A 21,138-nucleotide genomic window follows, 5' to 3' on the forward strand; every position below is an offset into this window, starting at 1 on the left:
TGTTATAGTTCAAAACCACTAAAGGCATTATCGGCAACATTACTATCAATCTGTCCAACAAGATACGAGCTAATCTCGGTTTCTTGGGGGGCGACTTGGACGTTATCTGAGTTAAGATAATGATTAATCCATGGTATCGGGTTGCCTTTGGGCGCGATAATATCATCGGTATTTAGTCCCACAGCTTGCATCCGCTCTTTGGCTAAGTAGTCAATGTATTGACAAAGAATCTGTTCATTCAATCCCAATATAGATCCTTGTGAGAATAGATACTTTGCCCATGCTTTTTCTTGTGCAATGGCTTCTTTGAAAATGGCTTGCGCCTCATTATGTAAACTGTGCGCAATCTCGGTTAATTCAGGATCTCCATCTTTACCCGAGAGAATGATATTAATCATATGTTGAGTGCTGGTTAAATGCACGGATTCATCACGCGCAATCAGCTTCATAATTTTGCCACAGCCTTCAAGTTTCTTCTGCTCTGAAAAGGCAAACGTGCAGGCAAAGCTGACATAAAAGCGGATGGCTTCAAGGGCGTTAACAGCATGAAGAGCCAAGTAAAGTGCTTTTTTAATGCTGTGTTGACTTACTTCAATGGTTTTACCATCAATGCTATAGCTTCCAGTACCTTGTGTTTGTAAAAGCTGTGTTTGCATAATCAGCTGATCATAATAATAGGTGATGTTTTGCGCACGTTTTCTGATCTCAGGGTTATCAACAATTGCATTAAATACAGGGCTTGGATCATCCATAAGAGAGCGCACCATATGTGTGTATGAGCGGCTATGAATTGTCTCAAAAAAGCTCCAGGTTTCAATCCACGTTTCAAGTTCAGGTAGCGAGACAAGCGGTAAAAACGCAATATTTGGACTGCGTCCTTGCACTGAGTCTAACAAGGTTTGGTACTGTAGGTTAGATAAGAAAATATGCTTTTCAATGGCGTTGAATTTCTGGAAATCAACGCGGTCGCGACTTAAGTCAATCTCCTCTGGGCGCCAGAAAAAAGACAGCTGCTTTTCAATTAAGCGTTCAAAAATAGGGTGCTTTTGTTGATCAAAGCGTGAAATATTAACTGATGTGCCAAAAAACATCGGTTCATGCAGTTGGTTATTTGATGTTGTTTGAAAGGTCGAGTAATGGTAACTTTGTGTCATATTTTACATGCTCCTGATTCGCATTCGTCGATATCTGCTATCTCTATCGTATGATTAGTTGGCTCTTTACTTTCTTTGGCGTGATCACGCGTATTGTGATAATAAAGCGTTTTTAAGCCATACTTGTAAGCGATTAATAAATCAGACATCAATGTTTGCATTGGCACTTTATGATCATTAAATTTAAGCGGATCATAGTTAGTGTTGGCTGAAATTGACTGGTCGATAAATTTTTGGATAATCGCACAAAGTTGCAAATAACCGGTATTATTAGGCATTTGCCATAATAACTCATAGTGAGATTTTAGGCGTTGAATTTCAGGGACGACCTGTTTTAATACCCCATCTTTGCTTTGTTTGATCGAAACCAAACCGCGCGGTGGCTCGATGCCATTGGTGGCATTGGATATTTGTGATGAGGTTTCTGATGGCATGATCGCACTTAAGGTGGAATTGCGTAAACCATGTTGTTGAATGTCTTGGCGTAAGGCTTCCCAGTCATATTGCAGTGGAAAATCAGCAAATTCATCGATACTTTTTTTGTAGTGATCGATGGGGAGCAATCCTTGGGCATAGCTTGTGTCGTTGAAGTATGCACAAGCACCTTTTGCTTGAGCTAACTGATTCGATGCTTTCAGTAGATAATATTGAATAGCCTCAAAAGTTTGATGTGTCAGCTTATTTGCACTGCCATCACTGTATTTAACATGATTTTTAGCTAAGTAATAAGCAAAGTTAATAACGCCAACCCCTAAGCTGCGGCGCGCTTTTGCGGGAATTTCAGCTGACGCTAACGGATAGTTTTGATAATCCAATAAATGATCTAAAGCCGTGACAATTAACGTGGCTAAAGACGCTAGCTCATCAAGAGAATCAATAGCACCTAAATTAAATGCGGATAAAGTACATAGTGCAATCTCACCATTTTCATCAAAAATATGCTCAAGTGGTTTGGTGGGTAAGGTGATCTCCATACATAGATTAGATTGTTTAATCGGGGCAAGTTGCGCATTAAATGCTGAATGCGTATTGCAATGATCAACGTTTTGGATGTAAATACGCCCAGTTTGCGCACGCTCCTGCATTAAAAGAGCGAAAAGCTCGCTTGCCTTGAGCGTTTTTTTGCGGATATCAGGCGTGTTTTCTGCAGCAATATAAAGCCTCTCAAACTCACTCTGATCAGCAAAAAAAGCATCATATAATCCAGGCACATCACTGGGGCTAAACAATGTGATATCCTTTTGTTCGATTAAGCGCTGGTACATTAAGCGATTGATTTGCACACCATAATCTAAGTGGCGGATGCGGTTATCCTCGACCCCACGGTTATTTTTAAGCACCAAGAGAGATTCAACCTCTAAATGCCACAGTGGGTAAAACAAGGTAGCCGCTCCACCACGCACACCCCCTTGTGAACATGATTTAACTGCTGTTTGGAAATGTTTATAAAATGGAATGCAGCCAGTATGTAGTGCTTCGCCTTGACGAATCTCACTACCTAATGCGCGGATTTTGCCAGCATTAATGCCAATGCCTGCACGCTGTGAGACGTACTTGACAATCGCCGATGCGGAAGCATTGATTGAATCTAAACTATCATCGGTATCAATAAGTACACATGAGCTAAATTGTCGTGTTGGTGTGCGTACACCTGCCATAATTGGAGTGGGTAGAGACAATTTGAATTGACTAATCGCATCATAGAAATCAAGTACATATTGCATACGTGTTGCTTTGTTATGCTTTGAAAATAAACAAGCACTCACTAACATATAAAGCATTTGTGGGGTTTCGTAGATCTTGCCGGTAACGCGATTTTGCACGAGATACTTGCCTTGCATTTGATTCACCGCAGCATAGGTGAAGTTCATATCACGCCAATGATCAATATGCGTATTCATTTGCTCGAACTCAGCACGAGTGTAGTCATCAAGCAAATGTCCGTCATATTTTTTTGCTTTGACCAGTGCTTGCACATGATCATATAAATGCGGCGGTTCAAATTCGCCATAGGCTAATTTGCGCAAGTGAAAGATCGCTAAGCGCGCGGCCATATATTGATAATCAGGTGTCTCTTCAGAGATTAAATCAGCAGCGGTTTTAATGATAATCGCTTGAATATCCGCTGTTTTCATACCTTCATACAGTTGAATGTGCGATTGCAACTCAACTTGCGAAACAGAGACATTCTCTAAACCTTCAGCAGCCCAAGTAATGACGCGATGGATTTTATCCAGATTAACAGGCTCTAAACGTCCTGAGCGTTTGGTGACATTTACATTCATTTTTTATCCTCTATCCGCGATTAATTTAAACTAAGCAATCGGGAAAAGGACATAAGTTAGCAAGAAGTTTTTTGATAATAATTTATTAATTAATTAATACCAATTATCTCTACCATATGTGTACTTTGTTCCACGAAAGCTTTTTAACATAAAATCAATTAACTAATGGCAGATATTCGGGCTTATGGACGCGTTTAAACACCTACTAGATACTGCTTCCCAATTGTGTCAACCAGTGCATTTCATTGAGTCTTAAACGCAAGAGTCAAAGTGTATCGTTCGTTTCCAATTACCGCTGCGGGCCAGCTCTGGAGTTACACCAGATTCCCTCTTGCGTTGCGCAAATTCGCGCAAACCATTAGCGATGTGTATACCGCCCATAAACCATTTTACAGCATTTCTGTCGTTGAATTTCTCGCGTCTTTGAGCGATTGAATTTTGCCAATAGCGAATGCGTTAAGAAACAATGAATAGTTTCATTGTTTTAGCAAATGAGCGCCCAAAGACTCTGTCAAGGGCAGCTATTACCTGCAATTCAACCGCTCAAAGACGTCAAAAACTTCTTTGACACTGAACATCGCAAAATGATTTACGCGCGGTATAAGATCGGATTTTATAGTTATTAGTAGCAAAAAGCGAAGGCTTTATTTAGTGATTTGCTATCAATAATCTGATGGTGTGATTTTATAGCGTGTTATGACCACTAGAAATTCTAAATGTTAGATAATGCTTGGGACGATTACATAGCAAAGAAATGGACCTTTAGTTTATCTCATATAAATTTTTATTATTTTTTAAATTCTTATTTGCTATGATAGTGCCTGATGTAATCAATATATCTAAAGTGTATAGAAGAGGGAGTTTTAAATTGAAAAAATATTTATTTAGTATTGTGTTGTGTGTAACTATGTTTCTAATTACTACTCCATTAATAGCATCTCAAAGCCAATACTACTTGCCTTATAATCCTAATTACACGGATAATCTTCAAAGCAAGGTAGCTAATGTTGATTCTTATTCGGGGAAAGTTAATTTAAGGATTCCTATTATAAATAAGCCTATTAACAATAGCTTATCTTTAATGGTGAATGTAACAAATAAGAGGATGGCACAAACAACCTATTTGAATCCTTGCTTTTCTGCTTGGTGCAATGGCAATAGCTATATAAATCAGATAATGGGTAGTGGTGGAGGACTAGGAGATCAAGATGGAGTAATGTCTGGTTTATCAAGTTTTAATACAGATGTAGATGAAAATCATTTTTATGCAAATAAATTTTTACCATTATTTTCTGATCCTCAAGGTGAATCCCATCTCTTTTACCCCGCATCACAATCAGGAAATTACTATTCAAGAGATGGTTGGAAAGCTGAGCTATCATCAAAAATAGTTGATATAGGTAATCAAACTTACATTACTGTTTACTCTGGTAAATTATACTCGCCTAATGGTTTGATATATCAAACGTTAAACTCATCATTTAATATTATGTCCCCGCTTTCAGAAATTACGGTTAGAGGTTCTCCTGATTGGATTAAATATAATTATACGGCAAATGATACAGAAATAAGCAATATAACGACGAGTGATGGCTATCAGGTTAATTTCAGTTATAGCACCATACAGATTTTTAGTGGTGACCCTGATATATATCGTCGTTATATTACGTCAATAACAACAAGTGATGGTAAGATATTTAACTTCAGTTATAGTGGGGGATTCCTCGGTTATAAAAATTCTTATCTTAATCAAATAACCTTGCCTGATCAAACTAAGTGGGTTCTTACTCCTGCTTTTATTGATAACTTCCACTTTGGTTATTTATCAACGTTAACCTACCCAAATGGGGCATCTCAGTCATTTACATACGGTCTAAGTAGCAGCCTTCATTTGGGGGTATATGTTACCAGTGAAACAAGTCTTAAGTTATTTCCCTATGGTAAAACTACATATAGTTATTTGGATAATGGAAATATATCCACCACGACGGCAATTTTGGGGAATAAACAAATACAATATACTTTCGAAAATCCTGCATTGGTTACTCATCAATTTCCATGGAACTCAGGATTATTAGATAGTGAGAAAATCATTGATCTATCAACGAAAAAAACAGTTAAATCAATCACAAACACATGGTCATCACGCAAGCTCTCTGATCAGGTTGGTGGTTCACAGCCATTGTTAACCAAAAAAGTAATTGCACAAGATGGTGCGACCTATACGACAGAAAATAAAAACTTTGATAATTATGGTTATCCGCTGCAAACGGTCGAGACAGGCAGCGATACAAGAATTATTAATCGCACGTATTATCAAGATGTAACAAATTGGATATTTAAGCTTAAAACTGAGCAGATAACCAATGCCAGTGGTGTTGCTGCAAATACTCATAGCAATAAATATAACGCATTGGGTCAGCTAACTTCATCTGCTACCAATGGGGTGGCAACCACTTATACTTATGATGCCAATGGCAATATTGCTACTAAAACTGATGCTTTAGGTCATGTTACCACGTATAAAAATTATGTTGCTGGACATCCAACGGAAGTTATCGGCCCTAAAATTACAGACACAGGAAAGCCCGCCTTTGATGATAAATATACGGTAAACCCAAGTGGCACCATTGCCAGTTATACAGATTCATGGGGTAATCAAACGGTTTATAGCTATGATTTGTTAGATAGGTTAACTTCTATCACAAAGTATAAAGGCTTAGCCAGTGGTGGTGTGCAGGCAGAGCTGCCAACGACAATACAGTGGGATATTCCTAAGCTTGGTGATCAGACGGTAACAATAGGTAATCAGGTTCATCAAAATCTATATAGAATTGAGAAAGATGGTACTCTAGTAAAGATTGAAACGGATTTTGACAAGAGTGTCTTTACAAACCCAAGTACGGATCCGCATGAAGCAGACACTATGATCCCTGCATATGAAAAATTTGTAGAAATAACTTATGATGCTTACGGTGATCAGATGACTACTGATCAATTCTATGATCATATGTCTTCACCAGTTGCGCCACCTGAGGATTGGTATTGGTACTTAAACCACAGACTTAGCTATGACATTTTAGGAAGAATACTAACAGATACAACTGCTGAAAAAGTGATTGATCGAAAGATATATGATGAAGAAACGGTGAGTTATTTAACTCCGCAGCAGCGTACCTATAGTTATGGGGCAAATAGTCAGACGACAACAGATCCAAATAGTCACTCGACAATGTACACATACCAAAACTTTTCGACACCTGCTAACAGTAATGTAATTTCCGTTAAAAATGCATTAGGTAATATTACAACGACACAACGTGATGTTGTAGGACGCGCTTTGAGTGTTACTCAAGGCAAATTAGTGCACACTTACACATATGACCCGACCCAACACTTTTACCTTACTTCATCAACAGCACCTGAAATTGGGACAGTCAGTTATGGCAGAAATATTTTAGGAGAGATGACCTCAAAAACCATAAATAACCAAGCAACTAACTATGTTTATGATGAGGTAGGCAATTTAACTCATGTGAATTATCCGGATAATGATAGCGCAAAAGACAATATTTCATTAACGTATAATTATGGTCGCTTGCAGTCAAAAAGTAATATAAATGGCTCGTGGAGCTATGGCTATGATGCGCTTGGTAATATGGCTTCAGCAGTCTATCAAAATCAAAGTAAGAAATATTCATTTGTCTTTAGTTATGATAATTATAATCACTTATCATCTATGACTTATCCTGATGGTAAAGTTTATCAATATAATCCAAATGATTATACTGGTAAACCAACGCAAATTGGCGATGCTATTAAAGTTAATTATAATAAAAACGGTCAATATGGTGGTTATGGGGTTAATTCAACTGCTGTCATGATAGGTAATGGAATTACATATGACTATCTTGGTAGAGTGATTGGGGCTGGTGGAAGTGCGATAAAAGTGCCATCTAAAAAACTTGATGGCAAACATTTTAATAACTTCCAAGATTTATTAAAGCTAGCAAAAAATAATCCTTCATTACCAATATTTTTATATTCAACAAAGTTAGACCATGATCTAGCAGGAAATATAATTAAGATCACAGATGGCACCAAATTCATGGGTGACCTAAAAGTTGAAAACATTAGTTATGATGCATCCAACCAACTGCTTTCTGCCTCAGGTGACTTATTTAATACAAGCTATCAATATGATCAAAATGGGAATATTACTAAGCTAATACGTAATGGTGCGACACTTGATTATCATTATAACGCTTCTAATTTATTAACAAGCATTTCAGGAAGTGAGGCACAAGCTTATCATTACGATAGCTATGGCAATATATCTGGGATCAATAATAATGTTTTAACCTTTAATGCAGCGAATCAATTAATTGAAGCAAAAGCTGCGGGCAAAACAATTAATTATACCTATGATGCTAATGGTAATCGTATTGGCATGGATGATGGCACTCATCAGCTGTTTAGTTTGTACCTTAACAATCATTTGATTTATAGTGAATCCGGTAGTGATAAAACAAATTACCTATATGCAGGTCATTGGTTAGTAGCTAAGTCCACTAATGGTGTTAATCACTATATAATTAGTGATTATTTGGGCTCACCTGTACGTGAGGTTGATAATACAAATATAAATTTTAAATGGTCACAGCAATATACACCTTATGGTAAGGAATTAAATCAAAATACCGAGCAATCAACACATCATATAGGATTTACAGGCAAAGTCTTTGATAATGACATTGGTCTTAACTATATGAATGCTAGATACTACGACCCTGAGATTGGGCGTTTTATTTCTTATGACCCTGCAGGTATTGACCCTAGTAGTCCGTTGACGTTTAATCGCTATGCGTATGCAGCGAATAATCCTTATACTTATATTGACCCAACAGGGATGTTTTCGTGGGGTGGGTTATGGAACGGTATTGTTCACAATTTTGAGAATATAGGTATTGGCTTTAGTTATGGTGCATCCGGTGGCATGATTGGTGCTGGCATGCAAGGTCAAAATGGCTTTGATTACGTTTGGTATTACGGAGGGATGGCTGCGGGCACTGCTGTTGGAATGACAGGTGGTTCTGCAGAAGAAGGAATGGCTGTTAGGGGTGCTACTTATATTGGCGAAAATACAGGTATGATTTCTAATGATGTAGCATCTACTTTTATGGGAAATAAATATAAAACATATCTGTTAAATGAAGATACTCAATTATATAGAGCTGGAGTTCAAGGAAAGCCATTTGGTCAATTTTTTTCTAAAGACGCTCCTATTAGTGAAATTCAAACAAGAATTGATAAAGCAATTCTACCCAAATGGCCAAATGGTGCGGAATCTCCTATTAATACCGCTTATAAATTAAGTATCCCTAAAGGAACGTATATTCACGTTGGTGAAGTCGGATATCAAGGAAATGCTTTTGTTGGAGCAAGTGAACAAATATATGTACATGAGCCTTGGAATATCAATGGTGTTAAAGTCTTAGATTCATACCCACTAGGTTAAGGTTAATAAAATGAAATTAAACATTGAACAAATATCTATATTAGAGTCATATATTCACGAGATAATAAAACTATTAAAAAAATATAATGAATATAATTACCTTATTGTCTTTGACAAAGCTATTCAATCCGAAATTAATATAGATACAATATCAAATATACTTTCATTATACTGGGGTGGAATGGCTAGCTTTAATGATCTTATTTTACAGAATAATTATTCAATGGATAAAGAAGATAATAATAAACTATCTTCATTAAGGTCATCTATATATAATATATGCTGTACTTTAATATCTAAGAGTTAAATAATATAAAACTACTACAACTTACGTCTACTATTGCAACGACTCTGATACCAACCAATCATACGCCCCTTTCTTAATCATATAATAAGTACGCCTTGAAGTGTCAAACTCCTTTACGATATCATAAACAGGCAACTCTATTGCCTATCGCCATAATAAATTTTAGCTATTTTAAATATAAATTGCGAAACCTTGTTTGAGTTTACGAGTTGGTGGAGCATTCTTTAAAATTGCGTCAAGAAATTTATGAGGATAGCGTTTTTGCTGACTTTTGGGGCAATGCCAAAAGACAGGCATATCAGCTTTGAAAAAGCGATGCGTTAAGAGATAATATTTAAATAATTTAAAGGCTATGTATCAGAGTTTTAAGATTATTACGTCTAACGACAAAATAGATTCTTTACCCTGCTAGGGGCGAACTCAGTTAATAGTTTCCTCGATCAGCTGTAATTGTAGCTTTATCACCGTTTTGGCAATCGTTTGCTTATTGCGAATATTTTTAAGTGCTAAACCATAGTTATATTCCGTTAACTCTTTTTGAATTTTGTCACTCAAAGAGATATTAAATATGGCATGCGCTGAATTTTGATAAAGATGTCTTAGTGCTATTTGAAAATCATTAAACGTGGACTTGTTGCGTAATGCATCAATTGCCTTGAGTGTTTGCAAAATATCCTTTTCTGATTGCTGTTGCAATGTACTGAAAAACCAATGGTGGCGATAGAGTCTAAGGCTAAGTTTTTGCGTACTTTTCGGCGGTTTAAGCTCATTTAATACCTCTATAAGTGCTTGTTCGCCGTCTAAATGCACCAACAATAGAGCAAATAAAATATCATGATTTTCACATTGCCATTCAACTGCATCTAATAATGGTTTAATTCTTGTTATAGTTAAGGTTTGTAAGGGCTTAAGAATATGTTCAAAGGCACCTAGTTGTTGTAATGTCGATAAGAAAACCTCGAAGTTTGCCGTGCTTAATGCGCGTATAAACTCCTGCAAAATACGCTCGTGGGATAATGCTTCAAGCTCGTTATTGGCAATAATGGTTTGCATAAGTTTTAGCGTTTCATCAGCAATGGTAAATCCAAGGTGATGAAGCTTGGCAGCAAAGCGTGCGACACGCAGCACGCGCAAAGGATCTTCACAAAAAGCATCACTAACATGGCGAAGTTTTTTGTTTTTGATATCGTCTTGACCATTAAAAGGGTCGTGTAGTTGCCCATCTTCATCAATTGCCATGGCATTAATCGTGAGATCTCGTCGCTTTAAATCTTCCATTAATGACACTTCATTCGTGTTAAATGTAAAGGCTTGATAGCCACGACCTGTTTTTACTTCCGTGCGCGCTAGTGCGTATTCCTCGTGTGTTTCAGGATGTAGAAACACGGGGAAATGCTTACCTACTTGAATAAATCCAAGCTTTAGCATATCCAATGGTTTTGCATTAACCACAAGCCAGTCATGATCTTTAACTGGCAGGTTTAATAATTGATCGCGGACAGCGCCGCCGACTAAATATGTTTGCATGTTTATTGTAGCTTAATCGAGCTTATTCTTTATGTTATCAATAAATTTAGGTAAACTCTGTCACAATTTCTGCTTCTAACGTAAAAATAAAGATAAAAATATGCAAGATATGCAAGTTTCTGAAAATGCGAATAAGAAAACCTATAGTCTGTATAAAAGATTACTATGGGAGGTCAGATCGCTATGGCCACTTTTATTAATCTCTGTCATCGGTAGCATTATCTATTCGGCGTGTGATGCCTATGCGATGTATTTGATTAAACCGTTATTAAATAAAGGATTTACGCCAACTGGGGGTGAGTTTTTAAAGGGCATCGCTTTGGTGTTTTTGCTTTTGTTTACTTTGCGTGGTGTTGGCTCTTTCTTATCATCATTTTTTATGGGTAAGCTTGGCGCTCAAGTTGTTTATCGTTTTCGCAAACGAATGTTTGGTAAGTTTTTAGATCTGCCCGCGCATTATTATGATAAAACATCATCAGGTAAATTACTCTCTAAGCTTTTATATAACGTCGATCAGGTGACCAGTGCAACAGGTTCTGCGATTATCACTGTCGTGCAAGATGGCACCTTTGTCATTGGATTGATTATTGTAATGGTCGTAACCAGTTGGCAGTTATCAATTACAGTGATTGTGGTTGCCCCTTTCCTTGCGGTTTTTATCACTTGGATCAGTAAGAAATTTCGCCATTATAGCCGTAATACCCAGTCAGCAATGGGTTCAGTAACACACTTTGCCGAAGAAGCATTGATTAATTACAAAGAAATCCGTGTCTTTGGTGGGCAAAAATATCAACTGCAAAAGTTTGATCACAACCTAAGCTATACCTATCGCCAGCAAATCAAAACGTTGATGCTCGATGGATTATCTTCACCAATCATTCAATTTATTGGTGCGATTGTGATTGCGGTGATTTTGTTTATCGTGGCAACCTATGGTTTAAAAGAAGGCGGTTGGCTTGATGCCGGTGGCTTTGTTGCTTTTTTTGCATCAATGATGGCGATTTTAAAGCCGATTAAAAATTTAACCAATGTTAACTCAACCATTCAAAAAGCGATTGCGGCAACTGAGGATATCTTTGAGATCTTGGATGCTAAATCTGAAGAAGATAAGGGTACTAAGCAATTATCACATGTCAAAGGGCAAGTTGAATTTAAAGATTTAAGCTTCTCTTATCCGGAGTCTCAGCAAGTGGTATTAAAACATATCAGTTTAATCGCAAAACCTGGGCAAACGATTGCTTTGGTTGGGCGATCAGGTGGTGGTAAAACCACGATGGTGAATTTGTTGGCACGCTTCTATCAACCAACAAAGGGGCAGATCCTTCTAGATAATGAGGATATGCAATCACTGACTTTGGCAAACTTGCGTAGTCATATTTCATTGGTTTCGCAGCATGTTAATCTGTTTGATGACACGCTCCTTCATAATATCGCTTATGGTCGTGATGGTGAGGTCAGTGAGGAAGAAGTGATTCAAGCGGCAAAAGCTGCCAATGCCTGGGATTTTATTGAGAAGCTGCCTAAAGGCTTATATACGGAAGTTGGACAAAATGGTCTAAGTCTATCTGGTGGACAACGTCAACGTGTTGCAATTGCTCGAGCCCTTTTGAAAAATGCGCCAGTATTAATTCTAGATGAAGCAACCAGTGCATTGGATAATGAATCTGAGCGTATAGTGCAGCAGGCATTAGAGCGCTTAATGAAAGATCGCACGACGTTTGTTGTTGCTCATAGGCTATCAACGGTTGAACACGCTGATCAGATCGTGGTGATGGATGGCGGTGAGATTGTTGAGATGGGTAGTCACAAAGCATTATTGCAAAATGAAAATGGCTTATATTATCAGCTTTATCATCAATCGCTGCATTAAAGAGCCATAAGTGATGCAAAAGGATTGGTACACAGCGCATAAGACTTGGCGCGCAATAATCTTGACACCTTTGTCATGGCTTTTCTCATACATTGCTAAGAAACGCAGAGTCAAGCTACAACAAAAGGCATATCACAGTAAATTGCCGTTGATTGTCGTTGGTAATATTGCTGTTGGTGGCACGGGTAAAACCCCTGTGGTTGAAGCCATTTGCCAACATTTAAAAGAGCAGGGCTATCATCTAGCGATTATTACTCGTGGTTATGGTGGCAAAGCGACACACTATCCTTTTATGATAGATCAAACAACGACAGCAAATATCTGTGGTGATGAGCCTTTTATGCTGCATCAATTATTACAAGATATTCCAATTATTATTTCGCCTAAGCGTGTTGAAGCGATTCAATATATCGAAAAGAAGCTTAAAACGGTTGATGTCATTGTCAGTGATGATGGTTTGCAGCATTATGCGATGCATCGAGACATAGAAATTGCGGTGATTGATGGTCAGCGTCAATTTGGTAATGGTCTGTGTTTGCCAGCAGGCCCTTTGCGTGAGCCGATTACACGCTTAAAAGAAGTTGATATGATGATTGTCAACGGTGGTGGTAGGGCGAGCGTAAGCAACAAAGCACAATATGATATGCAATTGCTGCCACAAAACTTAGTGAGTTTAGCAACAGGTCAAAAGTTTGCTATTGATCAATTACTGCAGTCCATGGGTAGTACATGCTATGCTGTAGCAGGCATTGGTAATCCAAAGCGCTTTTTTAATACCTTAAAGAATCTGGGCTTTATGGTTGAAGCATATCCCTTTAAAGATCATCACAGCTTTACACTTGATGATTTTAAATCGATGGATGATGAAAAGCCTGTGATTATGACGTACAAAGATGCGGTAAAATGCCAAAGCTTTGCCAAAGATAATTGGTATTATTTGGCGATATCACCTGAAATTGAAAAAGAATTCTTTAAGACATTAGATGATAAACTCTCTCTGCTAGAGAGGGGAAAGGAGGGAGGAAAACTCTAACAGAGAAACTTGTTTGATCAGTTATTTTGGCTTTATAAATAAAACCTACTTGATCATAAAAATTTGTGGTTGATCTTTTTCGTTGTTAATCTTGCTTTGACGAACGTAGTCGATATATAAGTCAAATAATTTCATAATATTCACCTCTTGGGTTGTGGTTTACTGGGGGTATCTACGCTCAAGAATAGCAGAAAAAAAATAATTTGCTGTTTCAATGGGGTATTGTTGTGTATCAAAACTGTTACAGCGTTGAGGCAGTAAACGCTGTAAAATGAGTTACGGTGAGTATAGAATACAAAAAACTTGAATTGATGGAGTATGGTTTTGCAAGTTATCGATACACATGTGCACTTTTGGGACTTAAAACAAAAGATAAATAGTTGGGTATTAAATCAATCAAATGAAGCATTGAAGCATGATTTCTTGCCTCAGACGCTACAGCAGAAAATGCAGGATAAACTCTATGGTGCTTTACATATTGAGGCGCATGATAGTCGTATTGACACAGAGATTGAAATCAAGTGGTTGATGGCAGTGGCGCAAAAATGCCCTAATTTGCAAATCAAACATATTGCTTATGTTGATATGACATTGCCAAAAGTACCGTTTATTGCCAAGCTAGACAAGCTTAAGCAATATCCGCAAGTTGTCGGTATTCGTCATATTCTAGCCTATGAACAAGGTGTTGATTACTGCCCTGAATCGCAGGATTTATCAACGCATCCCAATGTATTAGCCAATTTGCAAATATTAGCGGATTATGATCTTATTTTTGACTGTCAAGCCTACCCGCGACAGTTATTAAATCTTGCACCACACCTTAAAGCATCACGTGTTAAAACGGTGATTGAGCATTGTGGTTTGCCATTATGGGATAATCATGAGCAGTGTCAGCTATGGCAGCAAAGTATGCGAGTCTTATCCGAGGTTGAGAACGTTTCACTGAAATTATCAGGACTGCAAATGTTAGGACAGCTTGCGCATAGCAAAGCGATTGTTGACTATGCGATTGATTGTTTTGGTTACCAGAGACTCATGTATGCCTCAAATAATCCCGTGTGTTTTCGTGATAACCCACTTGAGTGGTTTAAAGCACTGGATCAACTATGCGCAGGTAAAGGTGAGGTTTTTTATGATAATGCATTAATTTTCTATCAATTTTAATTCCTTGCAGAAGACTAATGCTTAGCATATACCGCTCGTAAATCATTTTGCGGTATTCGATGTCAAAGAATTTTTTGATGATTTTGAGTGATTGTATTGCAGGTAATAGCTAGGGCTATTGGCAACATACAATCACTCAAAGGTGCAGGAAATTCGACGGCAGAAATATTGTAAAATGGTTTGTGAGCGGTATGTTGCTCTGGTCATTACGATTAAACTCTTTATTTGATGTTTGTCAAAATGTAGTCCATAATTTCAGACATCAATGAGTATATGGAGTTTTTATGCAGTCAAAACATATTGATTTAATCACTCAGAAGCTAAACCATTTACCCGCGAAGTATTTTGCAGAAGTGGAGGATTTTATTGATTTTTTGCATCAAAAAGATAGTTTGCAAAAAGTGCGTCAAGATTTCACAATGATGTCACAGTCAAGCTTTCAAGCAGTGTGGGATAATGATGAGGACGAAATCTATAATGACCTATGATGTTGGTGATATTGTTTTAGTCCCATTCCCTTTTACGAACTTACTATCTTCAAAAAAACGCCCAGCGGTGGTGATAAGTCAGAAAACTTACCAATATAAAAGACCAGACATTATTTTGATGGCGATTACAAGTCAGATTAAAATGCCGCTTGGATATGGTGAGTGCATATTATCCCAATGGCAACAAGCAGGGTTGCCTAAATTATCAATGCTTAAACCGTTGATTGCGACTATCGATCAAAAAAACATTTTAAAGAAACTTGGTGCTTTGACAGCGTTAGATCAAAAAAGTCTTTTTGAAGTTATGTCAAATTTATTTGATTCAACAAGTGGTGGTAAATAATGACGAGAAAACAAAAAACACTTGTTCTTGGTATTGGCTCGCCTTTTGGCGATGATCAATTCGGTTGGTTAGTAGCAAAAGAAATCAAAGAGATGCTCAAGAGTGGCCAACGTTTACATATCGATATTGAGATTGCCGATCGACCAGGTTTGAATTTATTACGTTTCTTAGAAAAAGACTATGCTCAAATCATTCTAATCGATGCAGTTAATGCGGGCGTTAAACCCGGTATGCAATTCACTCTACAGTCTCATGAGATTCTTGAGTTTAGTGGGTTCCTATCTTCACATAATATTGGTGTTGCACCTTCTTTGGCATTGGCCAATGCGCTTAATATGCAGATAGATCATGTACTGTTTTACGGTGTGCAAGGAAAGCATTTATTTGTGAAGGATGATGTCTTATCGGATGCTGTTAAGAAGTCAGTGGGTAATATGGCGCAGATGATAACTCTCCAGTTGATTAAATCGTAGGGGCGTATTGCATACGCCCGAGAATGGCATGCGTATACCGCTCACAAACCATTTTACAATATTTCTGCCGTCGAATTTCCTGCACTTTTGAGTGATTGTTTTTTACTAATAGTCCTAGCTATTACCTGCAATACAATCACTCAAAATCATCACAAACTTCTTTGACATCGAACACCGTAAAATGATTTACGAGCGGTATATAAAGGCTTCGACTTACGCTCAGCCAACGTTTACTCAGTGACGTGTGATTGAATCGCAGTAATTGCAATGGTGTAAATAATATCATCAACTGTCGCCCCACGTGACAGATCATTAACTGGCTTGTTTAGCCCTTGTAATACAGGACCTATACTTAAGACATCGGCACTTCTCTGCACGGCTTTATAGGTTGTATTGCCGGTGTTTAAATCTGGAAAAATCAATACATTGGCATATCCGGCAACGGCACTATTAGGTGCCTTTTTTTGAGCAACTGAAAGCGTTGTGGCAGCATCATATTGCAAGGGACCATCAACGATCAGATCAGGGCGTTTTGTTTTAACCAATTCAGTCGCAGATTTGACTTTATCAACATCGGCACCATGACCTGAGTCTCCTGTGCTATAACTGATCATGGCAATTTTAGGATCAATACCAAATGCTGTGGCAGACTCAGCGCTTTGAATAGCGATTTCAGCTAATTGCTCGGTTGTGGGATCAGGGTTAACTGCACAATCGCCATAAACTAGTACTTGATCTTCAAGGCACATGAAAAATACCGACGAGACAATCGAGCAGTTAGGTTTTGTTTTAATGATTTTAAGTGCGGGGGAAATGGTATGTGCGGTGGTATTTAAAGCACCTGCAACTAAGCCATCAACATCTGACATATATAACATCATGGTTGCAAGGGTTACATTATCTTCAAGGGCATCACTCGCCATAATTTCGGTCATGCCTTTGTGTTTGCGCGCATTGATAAGCGGCTTGAGATACTGAGCTTTGATGCTATCGGGATCAATTGTGATGACTTTATCCGATAAGTGTAAGCCTTGCTTTTTGGCAATCTCGATTACATCGTCACGTTTCGCTAATAAGATGCAAGTAGCAACCTTGCGTTCACTACAGAAAATAGCAGCTTCAATCGTGCGCGGTTCTAAACCCTCGGGTAGGATGATACGTTTGGTGACTTCAGTTGCACGCTTGATTAGATAATGACGAAACGCCGGTGGCGATAGTTTGGTTGGTGCGGGTGTTGCCGTAAGCTTGCGTGTAACCATATCGACATCAATGCATTCAGCAATGGATGATCGTAAGAGATTTAAACGTGTTATATCATCTTTAGGAATGCTGCTGTAATCAATATCAGCTAATTTTAAAATGGTGCTAATGCTCTTATTGTAAGTTACAAAGATAGGTAAAGACATGCGTTTAGCCGCATCAAGACAGAAATCAAGCACGGCACGATTGGCAAGGGAGAAGGCAGTTAATATTAATCCTGCGATTTTAATGCCTTTTTGTGCGGCAACTGTCGCTGCGAGAATAATATCACTGCGATCAGCAGCTGTGATGATTAATGTGCCTGGTTTGATTTCGTCTAAGGTGTGATCGACGGTACGCGAACACATGGTGACGACATGCACACGGCGCTCAAGATCAAAGCCCTCAAAAAGTGCAGTTAAATTTAAACGATTGGCGATATCAATAACACGTGGATAGGTAAGATTATTTTGCCAATGTGTTATCCCGAGTAAATTCAGATGATTACTGTTAAAGATAGTTAATGCCTTAATATCTGATTTTGTAAGGCTTGGCGTGCTACTGTTAATATCTTCATCTAACAAGCTAAAACGATTTTTGCCATCACCATCAATTGGCGCGTTAAGTTTAGTAACAATGGCGCCTAAGAGCGCATCTTGGGGAATTTGCTGTTGATATAGCTTCAGTTGAATCTCAAGGTCTTTTAGCGTCTTATATCCTTGGCGTGCAATGAGGATAACATTAGCATTAAACGCGCGAATAAGTGTTTTATTAAAGAGATTGATATAAGCGTTTAGCCATTCAAATTGATTATGATTATGTTCTTTGATAAACACGCCATCAATTAAGGTAATATCACTGTTTTGACTAACTTTATCGTAGATATTAAGCAAGTATTCAAAGAAGTCTTTCATTTTATTTTGTTGAAAATAATGCTCAATTTCAGAAGACGAGATTTCCGCATCAAATAACGGATTAAACAGCTTAACGCGATAACCACGCTGTTCAAAGGCATATCTTAAGCCTTGTTTTAACGAGAACAAGCCAACACCTTGACCGGTAGGTAGTAGTATGATTGGTAGACTCATGCTTGATCCTTAACACTTAATAATATTTGACAACTTTGTGCAATCATTCGCTCTTCATCGGTTTTGAGTACCATAATGCGTTTGCTGCCTTTAGCGTGAACTTCAATTGCTTGTGCGGCATTTTCATTGCGCGCAGTATCAATGGCAAAGCCGCTGAACTTAAGTCGATTGATGATTTGTTGACGTACTAAGGAGCTGTTTTGACCAATGCCTGCGGTAAAAATAAGCCCATCAAGTTGATCAAAATACATAAGATAGCTCGCAATGAAGCCCGCGACACGGTGACTAAATATATCCAGTGCTAATCTCGCTTGCTTTACTTCCTTTAATTCGATATCAGGATTGTCAATAAGATATTCAATTTCACGCATATCACTTAACCCACATAAGCCAAGCAAGCCACTTTGCTTGTTTAATAGCTGATTAATCTCATTGATATCCATATTAAGCATCTGTTGCAGATAGCTAAAAATACCAGGGTCAATAGTGCCAGAGCGCGTACCCATGACCAGTCCATCCAACGGCGTAAACCCCATGCTGGTATTGATGCTTTTACCATTTTTGATTGCGGTAATACTGCAGCCATTGCCTAGATGCGCGCAGATGAAATTGCCTTGTGTAAGAGATAGATGTTGAGCGGCAGCTTGTGCAATATACTGGTGACTTATTCCATGAAAGCCATATTTTCTAATATGTAGATCTTCATAAAGCGTATTGGGGATGGCATAGCGATAGATTTCCTCAGGTATACTCTGGTGGAAAGCCGTATCAAAGACAGCAATCTGAGGTGTCGATTCAAAATGCTGCTGACAAAACTCAATACCTTCGAGGTTGGCAGGGTTATGCAAGGGAGCTAAAGGGATAAGCGCACGAATTTTAGCAATAACATCATCTATTACAATAACAGCACGATCGAAATGATGCCCACCATGCACCACGCGATGCCCTATAGCAATAATTTGACTGAAATAGTCTTGCTGCTTTAAAAAACCAATAATTTTGGCAAATGCTTGATGGTAATTAAGTGATGAAGTTTCTGTCTTAGTTTGCCCATTAATGGAAATGCTTAACGTTGTTTCTTTGGTATTAATTTTATCAACCAGTCCAACGAGCTTCTGTAGCAATGTATTGTGATCATAAAGTGAGAATTTAATTGAGGAGCTGCCACAATTAAAAACAAGAAAGTACTGTGCCATAGGCTAAAAACTCTTGAGACTTAAGTGCTACTCACTATAGCCTAAGACAGTAGTTTATTGGAAATCTAAACACAAACTAAGATCACAAAAATAAACAAAACTTGCGTTATGTCATTATTTGCGACTTTAGTGCATTAAATAATACAGTCATACTGTTTTCACTTATTTATTGTGTGCTAATCTAACCTACAGTGATATATCGGTCGATAAGTTATGCATGAATTTTCATTGTGCCAAAGTGTGATTACGATTGTGCTTGATAAAGCAAAAAGCATGGGATATGAGGCACAAGCCGTGCGACAAATTGAACTATGTGTTGGGCAATTGGCTGGTGTTGATACTGAGTCCATGCGCTTTTGGTTCCCAGTTGCTGCTAAAGATACACCATTAGCGCAGAGTATCTTAAATATTACGGTCAAACCGGCATGGGCACATTGCTTAACATGTACCCATGATTATCAATTATCAAAGTTTTATGATGCATGTCCTAAATGTCAAAGTCATGATAAAAAAATACTGATAGGTCAAGATATGTTGGTGGAAAAAATTGAGTTTGTAACGTCAGAAGAAAATAATAAGAGTTAAGAGTTAAGAGTTAAGAGTTAAGAGTTAAGAGTTAAGAGTTAAGAGTTAAGAGTTAAGAGTTAAGGAGTAAGTTATGTGTACAACTTGTGGTTGTAGCGATTCTGAGCATACGCATCAACATGTGCATGACCATCATCAGCATGATCATGGGGTTGATAGTGTCAAATTAGAAAAGGCAATTTTGGCAGCAAATGATCAATATGCACAAGCCAATCGTGAGATTTTGAGCGCTAAAAATGCGCTAGCATTTAATTTTGTATCTAGTCCAGGTTCGGGCAAAACCTCATTGCTTGAAAAGACGATTGCTAAGCTTCATGCTGAGCACCCAATCGTTGTGGTTGAAGGTGATCAACAAACTGAAATCGATGCTAATCGAATCCGTAAAGCAGGGGCGAAAGCCTATCAGATCAATACTGGCAAAGCATGTCACTTGGATGCGCATATGGTTGGACATGCGTATGAACATTTAGACATTCAAGAAAACAGTTTTGTCTTTATTGAGAATGTCGGTAATTTGATTTGTCCGGCAATGTTCGATTTAGGTGAAAAGCATCGCATTGCTGTGATTTCAGTGACAGAAGGTGATGATAAACCATTGAAATATCCGGATATGTTTTATCATGCGGATACCGTGATTATTAATAAAACGGATCTACTGCCGTATGTTGATTTCAGTGTTGAGCGTTGCATTGAAAATATTCGTAAAATTCGTCGTGATATTCGATTTTTTGAGCTTTCGGTTAAAACGGAAGAGGGGTTTGATAACTGGTTAAACTGGCTATCTTCTTTAATAAATTTGAAAGAAAGGGTATAGCTTAAGGTCGTTTTTCTTTTGTCTTTAGCTGGGTGTGGCAAATTTTTTGAATTG

15 protein-coding genes and 1 riboswitch are annotated in these 21,138 nt (G+C 38.0%); of the genes, 10 read left to right on the plus strand and 5 right to left on the minus strand.

Annotated features, from left to right (window positions below; all coding sequences use genetic code 11):
- Window positions 1-2 precede the first annotated feature (2 nt).
- Together nrdB and nrdA are read right to left on the minus strand one after the other, a co-directional pair.
- The gene (nrdB, locus tag IE867_RS02980; protein ID WP_192483294.1) at window positions 3-1,154 is read right to left on the minus strand and encodes a class Ia ribonucleoside-diphosphate reductase subunit beta; all 1,152 of its coding nucleotides are present in this window, start codon (window positions 1,152-1,154) and stop codon (window positions 3-5) included.
- Entirely contained in the window at window positions 1,151-3,439 is a 2,289-nt protein-coding gene (gene nrdA / locus IE867_RS02985; protein WP_192483295.1) for a class 1a ribonucleoside-diphosphate reductase subunit alpha, read from the minus strand. Before nrdA ends, nrdB begins: the two co-directional genes overlap by 4 nt.
- Before the next feature lie 150 nt (window positions 3,440-3,589).
- Window positions 3,590-3,814, minus strand: a riboswitch (cobalamin riboswitch).
- A gap of 493 nt (window positions 3,815-4,307) precedes the next feature.
- On the opposite strand from nrdA, the gene IE867_RS02990 reads away from it, so the two are divergent.
- Window positions 4,308-8,957 carry an RHS repeat domain-containing protein gene (locus IE867_RS02990; protein ID WP_192483296.1) on the plus strand — a complete coding sequence of 1,550 codons (4,650 nt, stop codon included), beginning with the start codon at window positions 4,308-4,310 and terminating at the stop codon, window positions 8,955-8,957.
- 10 nt (window positions 8,958-8,967) lie between these two features.
- The gene (locus IE867_RS14940) at window positions 8,968-9,264 is read left to right on the plus strand and encodes a DUF6966 domain-containing protein (protein ID WP_203368595.1); all 297 of its coding nucleotides are present in this window, start codon (window positions 8,968-8,970) and stop codon (window positions 9,262-9,264) included.
- 420 nt (window positions 9,265-9,684) lie between these two features.
- Here IE867_RS14940 and IE867_RS14800 read toward each other — a convergent pair whose 3' ends face one another.
- Window positions 9,685-10,791 (minus strand): tRNA nucleotidyltransferase, encoded by a 1,107-nt coding sequence (locus IE867_RS14800; RefSeq protein ID WP_192483297.1) that lies wholly within the window; start codon window positions 10,789-10,791, stop codon window positions 9,685-9,687.
- A gap of 100 nt (window positions 10,792-10,891) precedes the next feature.
- Here IE867_RS14800 and msbA point away from each other — a divergent pair, with 100 nt between their 5' ends.
- The 6 genes from msbA to IE867_RS03025 all read left to right on the plus strand — a co-directional run bounded on the left by msbA (window position 10,892) and on the right by IE867_RS03025 (window position 16,162).
- Complete coding sequence (gene msbA / locus IE867_RS03000) at window positions 10,892-12,661, plus strand: lipid A export permease/ATP-binding protein MsbA (protein ID WP_192483298.1); 1,770 nt, start codon at window positions 10,892-10,894, stop codon at window positions 12,659-12,661.
- Window positions 12,662-12,674: 13 nt separating this feature from the next.
- A complete protein-coding gene (lpxK, locus tag IE867_RS03005) occupies window positions 12,675-13,694 on the plus strand; it encodes a tetraacyldisaccharide 4'-kinase (protein ID WP_192483299.1) in 1,020 nt (339 codons plus the stop codon).
- A gap of 324 nt (window positions 13,695-14,018) precedes the next feature.
- The gene (locus tag IE867_RS03010; RefSeq protein WP_192483300.1) at window positions 14,019-14,858 is read left to right on the plus strand and encodes an amidohydrolase family protein; all 840 of its coding nucleotides are present in this window, start codon (window positions 14,019-14,021) and stop codon (window positions 14,856-14,858) included.
- 284 nt (window positions 14,859-15,142) lie between these two features.
- Window positions 15,143-15,346: a DUF2281 domain-containing protein gene (locus IE867_RS03015; protein WP_117003475.1), complete on the plus strand. Its 204-nt coding sequence runs from the start codon at window positions 15,143-15,145 to the stop codon at window positions 15,344-15,346.
- Entirely contained in the window at window positions 15,315-15,689 is a 375-nt protein-coding gene (locus tag IE867_RS03020) for a type II toxin-antitoxin system PemK/MazF family toxin (RefSeq protein ID WP_203249626.1), read from the plus strand. Before IE867_RS03015 ends, IE867_RS03020 begins: the two co-directional genes overlap by 32 nt.
- Window positions 15,689-16,162, plus strand: coding sequence for a hydrogenase maturation protease (locus tag IE867_RS03025; RefSeq protein ID WP_192483301.1), 474 nt, complete (start codon window positions 15,689-15,691; stop codon window positions 16,160-16,162). The genes IE867_RS03020 and IE867_RS03025 overlap by 1 nt, the downstream gene beginning before the upstream one ends.
- A gap of 230 nt (window positions 16,163-16,392) precedes the next feature.
- On the opposite strand, the gene pta is transcribed toward IE867_RS03025, so the two are convergent.
- A complete protein-coding gene (gene pta / locus IE867_RS03030) occupies window positions 16,393-18,489 on the minus strand; it encodes a phosphate acetyltransferase (protein ID WP_192483302.1) in 2,097 nt (698 codons plus the stop codon).
- The gene (locus IE867_RS03035; RefSeq protein ID WP_192483303.1) at window positions 18,486-19,685 is read right to left on the minus strand and encodes an acetate/propionate family kinase; all 1,200 of its coding nucleotides are present in this window, start codon (window positions 19,683-19,685) and stop codon (window positions 18,486-18,488) included. Before IE867_RS03035 ends, pta begins: the two co-directional genes overlap by 4 nt.
- 213 nt (window positions 19,686-19,898) lie before the next feature.
- On the opposite strand from IE867_RS03035, the gene hypA reads away from it, so the two are divergent.
- Both hypA and hypB read left to right on the plus strand, forming a co-directional pair.
- Complete coding sequence (gene hypA / locus IE867_RS03040) at window positions 19,899-20,270, plus strand: hydrogenase maturation nickel metallochaperone HypA (protein WP_192483304.1); 372 nt, start codon at window positions 19,899-19,901, stop codon at window positions 20,268-20,270.
- 73 nt (window positions 20,271-20,343) lie between these two features.
- Complete coding sequence (hypB, locus tag IE867_RS03045) at window positions 20,344-21,084, plus strand: hydrogenase nickel incorporation protein HypB (protein WP_192483305.1); 741 nt, start codon at window positions 20,344-20,346, stop codon at window positions 21,082-21,084.
- The last annotated feature ends 54 nt before the right edge of the window (window positions 21,085-21,138 follow it).

The sequence above is a fragment of the Cysteiniphilum marinum genome (genome assembly GCF_014857925.1).
Taxonomy (GTDB): Bacteria; Pseudomonadota; Gammaproteobacteria; order Francisellales; family Francisellaceae; genus Caedibacter; species Caedibacter marinus.

Excerpts from the sequence above, each read along its gene's own strand:
- hypA (WP_192483304.1), top strand. The coding sequence starts at position 19,899 with ATGCATGAATTTTCATTGTGCCAAAGTGTGATTACGATTGTGCTTGAT.
- nrdB (WP_192483294.1), bottom strand. The coding sequence starts at position 1,154 with ATGACACAAAGTTACCATTACTCGACCTTTCAAACAACATCAAATAAC.
- IE867_RS03015 (WP_117003475.1), top strand. The coding sequence starts at position 15,143 with ATGCAGTCAAAACATATTGATTTAATCACTCAGAAGCTAAACCATTTA.
- nrdA (WP_192483295.1), bottom strand. The coding sequence starts at position 3,439 with ATGAATGTAAATGTCACCAAACGCTCAGGACGTTTAGAGCCTGTTAAT.
- IE867_RS14940 (WP_203368595.1), top strand. The coding sequence starts at position 8,968 with ATGAAATTAAACATTGAACAAATATCTATATTAGAGTCATATATTCAC.
- IE867_RS03025 (WP_192483301.1), top strand. The coding sequence starts at position 15,689 with ATGACGAGAAAACAAAAAACACTTGTTCTTGGTATTGGCTCGCCTTTT.
- hypB (WP_192483305.1), top strand. The coding sequence starts at position 20,344 with ATGTGTACAACTTGTGGTTGTAGCGATTCTGAGCATACGCATCAACAT.
- IE867_RS14800 (WP_192483297.1), bottom strand. The coding sequence starts at position 10,791 with ATGCAAACATATTTAGTCGGCGGCGCTGTCCGCGATCAATTATTAAAC.
- IE867_RS03035 (WP_192483303.1), bottom strand. The coding sequence starts at position 19,685 with ATGGCACAGTACTTTCTTGTTTTTAATTGTGGCAGCTCCTCAATTAAA.
- pta (WP_192483302.1), bottom strand. The coding sequence starts at position 18,489 with ATGAGTCTACCAATCATACTACTACCTACCGGTCAAGGTGTTGGCTTG.
- IE867_RS03020 (WP_203249626.1), top strand. The coding sequence starts at position 15,315 with ATGATGAGGACGAAATCTATAATGACCTATGATGTTGGTGATATTGTT.
- lpxK (WP_192483299.1), top strand. The coding sequence starts at position 12,675 with ATGCAAAAGGATTGGTACACAGCGCATAAGACTTGGCGCGCAATAATC.
- msbA (WP_192483298.1), top strand. The coding sequence starts at position 10,892 with ATGCAAGATATGCAAGTTTCTGAAAATGCGAATAAGAAAACCTATAGT.